General features: G+C 72.6%; 1 protein-coding gene. It reads left to right on the top strand.

Features of this window, described 5'->3' with window-relative positions:
* The coding region (locus tag GBN72_RS08255) for an SDR family NAD(P)-dependent oxidoreductase (RefSeq protein ID WP_151771926.1) at positions 1–3,920 on the top strand (3,920 nt) is incomplete at both ends.

The following is a 3,920-nucleotide window of genomic DNA, read 5'->3' as shown; positions in this document are numbered from 1 at the left end:
ACCTGGACGAACCGCAGCTCGCCATCCGCGCGGGCGAGGTCCTCGTCCCCCGACTCGCCCGCACCACCACGTCCGCTGACACCACCCTGCCGGCCGCCGAAGGGGCGGTACTGGTCACCGGCGCCGGCGGTGCCCTGGGCGGCCTGATCGCCCGGCACCTCGTCACCACCCACGGTGTGCGGGACCTCGTCCTGGTCTCGCGTCGCCCCTCGACCGCGTTGGTGGAGGAGCTGCGGGAGCTGGGTGCCGACGTGCGGTGGGCATCGTGTGATGTGACCGACCGCGACGCCCTGGCCGCACTGGTCGGTGAACTGACCGCGCCCGACGGCCCCGGCCTCGCCGGTGTGGTCCACGCCGCAGGCGTCGTCGACGACGGCGTTCTGGAGTCCCTCACCCCCGAGCGACTGGCCACCGTGCTGCGGCCCAAGGCCGACGCCGCCTGGCACCTCCACCAGCTCACCACCCACCTCGACCTCGCCTTCTTCGTCCTCTACTCCTCCGCCGCCGGCACCTTCGGCGGACCCGGCCAGGCCAACTACGCCGCCGCCAACGCATTCCTCGACGCCCTCGCCACCCACCGCCACACCACCGGTCTGCCCGCCACCTCCCTCGCCTGGGGCCCCTGGGCCGACAGCGGCATGCTCCAGAACCTCGACGCCGCAGACCTCGCCCGCATGCGCCGCGGCGGCATACCCCCGCTCGCCCCCGACGAAGGCCTCGCCCTGTTCGACGCGGGTGTCGCCACCGGTCTGGCGGCGCTCGTGCCGGTCCACGTCGAACTGGACGCGATGCGCAAGGCGGCCGCGCAGGGGGCCGAGATCACTCCCCTGCTGCGCGACCTGGTGCCGGTGCGGCACCGGCGGACCGCCGCTCAGGTGGATGTCGCGGCGCCCGGCGGCCTGGCGGCGCGCCTCGCGGGGCAGACGGCGGAGGAGCAGGTCCAGACGGTGCTGGAGACGGTGCGGTCGGAGGTGGCTGCCGTCCTCGGCCACGCCTCCGCCCAGGCCGTCCCCGACCGCCGGGCCTTCACCGAGCTCGGCTTCGACTCCCTCACCGCCGTCGAACTCCGCAACCGCCTCGGCAAGATCACCGGCCTCCGCCTGCCCGCCACCCTCGTCTTCGACCACCCCAACCCGATCGTCCTGGCGGAGTTCCTGACCCAGGAGCTGACCGGCGGTCTCTCGGGGAACGGCACCCAGGCAACCCCGTACGGGCCGACCGCCGTCGCTCCCGCCGGCTCCGACGAACTGATCGCGATCGTCGGCATGGCGTGCCGTTACCCCGGCGGTGTGTCCTCGCCCGACGACCTGTGGCGACTCGTCTCCACCGGAACCGACGGCATCTCGTCCTTCCCCACCGACCGCGGCTGGGACCTCGACGGCCTGTACGCCGAGGCGGTTGCGGACGACCCGGAGCAGCGTTCGCTGACCCTGGAGGGCGGTTTCCTCTACGACGCCGACCAGTTCGACGCCGACTTCTTCGGGATCTCACCGCGTGAGGCCCTGGCCATGGACCCGCAGCAGCGCCTGCTGCTGGAGGCCTCGTGGGAGGCGTTGGAGCGCGGCGGGGTGGACCCGCTGTCCCTGCGTGGCAGTCGCACCGGCGTCTTCGCCGGCCTCATGTACCACGACTACGGTTCCGGCGCCGAGGCGATTCCCGACGGTGTCGAGGCGTTCCTGGGGCTGGGCACCTCCGGCAGTGTGCTCTCCGGCCGCGTGTCGTACGCGCTGGGGCTCGAGGGCCCGGCGGTCACGGTGGACACGGCGTGCTCGTCGTCGCTCGTCGCCCTGCACTGGGCCATTCAGGCCCTGCGTTCCGGCGAGTGCGACATGGCCCTCGCGGGCGGTGTGACCGTCATGGCCACCCCGACCACCTTCGCCGAGTTCTCCCGCCAGCGCGGTCTGGCCTCCAACGGGCGCTGCAAGTCGTTCTCGGACGAGGCGGACGGCACCGGCTGGGGCGAAGGCGTCGGCGTGCTGCTGGTCGAGCGTCTCTCCGACGCCCGCCGCAACGGCCACCAGGTCCTCGCGGTCGTGCGCGGCTCCGCCGTCAATCAGGACGGTGCCAGCAACGGCCTCACCGCCCCCAACGGCCCGTCCCAGCAGCGCGTCATCCGCGCCGCACTCGCCGGGGCCGGCCTGACCGGCGCCGACATCGACGCCGTCGAGGCCCACGGCACCGGCACCACCCTCGGCGACCCCATCGAGGCGCAGGCACTGCTGGCCACCTACGGCCAGGAGCACCCCGAGGACCAGCCCCTGCTCCTGGGCTCCATCAAGTCCAACATCGGCCACACGCAGGCCGCCGCGGGTGTCGCCGGGATCATCAAGATGGTCATGGCCATGCGCCACGGCATCCTGCCCCCCACCCTCCACGCCGCACAGCCCTCGTCGAAGGTCGACTGGGCCGCCGGAGCGGTGGAGCTGCTGACCGAAGCACGCGACTGGCCGCAGACGAACGACCGGCCGCGCCGTGCCGGTGTCTCCTCCTTCGGCATCAGCGGCACCAACGCACACGTCATCCTGGAGTCGCCCGAGCCCGAGCCCGACCCCGCCCCGGCCACCGGGACGGAAGAGCCGGAGACCGCGCTCCCCGCAGTGCCGTGGGTGCTGTCCGCCAAGTCCCCCGAGGCCCTCGCCGGACAGGCTCGACGACTGCTCGAGCGACTGCGGTCCGACGACGAGATCTCCGTCATCGACATCGGCTACTCCCTCGCCCTGACGCGCTCCCGGTTCGAGCACCGGACCGTTCTGGTCGCGATCTCTCGCGAGGACTTCCTGACGGCTCTGGAGGTACTGGCCTCCGACCCCGCCGCAGCCAGCGGGCGAACCGTCGTGCTTCCGGACGCAGACCTCCAGGGCTCCGAGGTCCTTGCCCTCGCCGAGGCCCACGCCGCCGGTGAGAGCGTCGGCTGGCAGACCTTCTTCGCCGGCACCGGCGCGCGCCTGGTCGACCTGCCCACCTATGCCTTCCAGCACGAACGTTTCTGGCTGGCGTCCTCCCTGAACGGTGGCAGCCGCACGGACCTGTCCTCGGTCGGCCTGCTCCTCGAGGACCATCCTCTTGCCGTCGGCTCGGTAGCTGTCGCCGGTGAGGATGTCTCGTTGTTCACGGGTCGGTTGTCGTTGGAGTCGTATCCGTGGCTGGCGGATCACGCGGTGTTCGGGACGGTGCTGCTGCCCGGAACCGCGTTCGTGGAGCTGGCTCTGCATGCCGGTGAGCGGGTCGGCTGCCCGGTCCTGGACGACCTCACGCTGGAGACTCCGCTGGTCCTGCCCGAGCGTGGCGGGGTGAGTCTGCAGGTGGTGGTCGGCGCGGCCGAGGACGGCGGACGCCGTCCGGTCACCATCCACTCCTCGCCCGCGGGCGACGACAACGACTCCTGGACCCGGCACGCCTCCGGCTACCTCACCCCGACCGCGCCGGTCGAGGCGGGTGTGGCGCTCACCGAGTGGCCGCCGCGTCAGGCGGAACCCGTCTCGGTGGAGGGCCTGTACGAGGTCCTCGCGGATGCCGGGTTCGGTTACGGCCCGGTGTTCCAGGGCCTGCGCGGCGTGTGGCGGCGGAAGGGGGAGGTGTTCGCGGAGGTCGCGCTGCCGCAGGAGGCGTGGGCGGAAGCCGGCCGTTTCGGTATCCACCCCGCCCTGCTGGACGCCGCCCTCCACGCCATCGGCATCAGCGGCCTGCCCACCGGAATCGACGGCCCCGGACTGCCCTTCGCCTTCACCAGCGTGCACCTGAGCGCGGTCGGCTCACCGGTCCTGCGCACCCGCATCACCACCAACAACGGCGGGATCGCTCTCGACCTGGCCGATGCCACCGGCACGCCCCTCGGCCGTATCGACACCCTCACCCTGCGCCCCGTCACGGCCGAACAACTCGACACCACCCCCACCCACGACTCCCTCTTCCACCTCGAC

The sequence above is a fragment of the Streptomyces abyssomicinicus genome (assembly GCF_008974245.1).
Classification (GTDB): domain Bacteria; phylum Actinomycetota; class Actinomycetes; order Streptomycetales; family Streptomycetaceae; genus Streptomyces; species Streptomyces abyssomicinicus.
The sequence above is the reverse complement of the archived record's forward strand: the minus strand, read 5'-3'. Positions and strand labels throughout refer to the sequence as shown.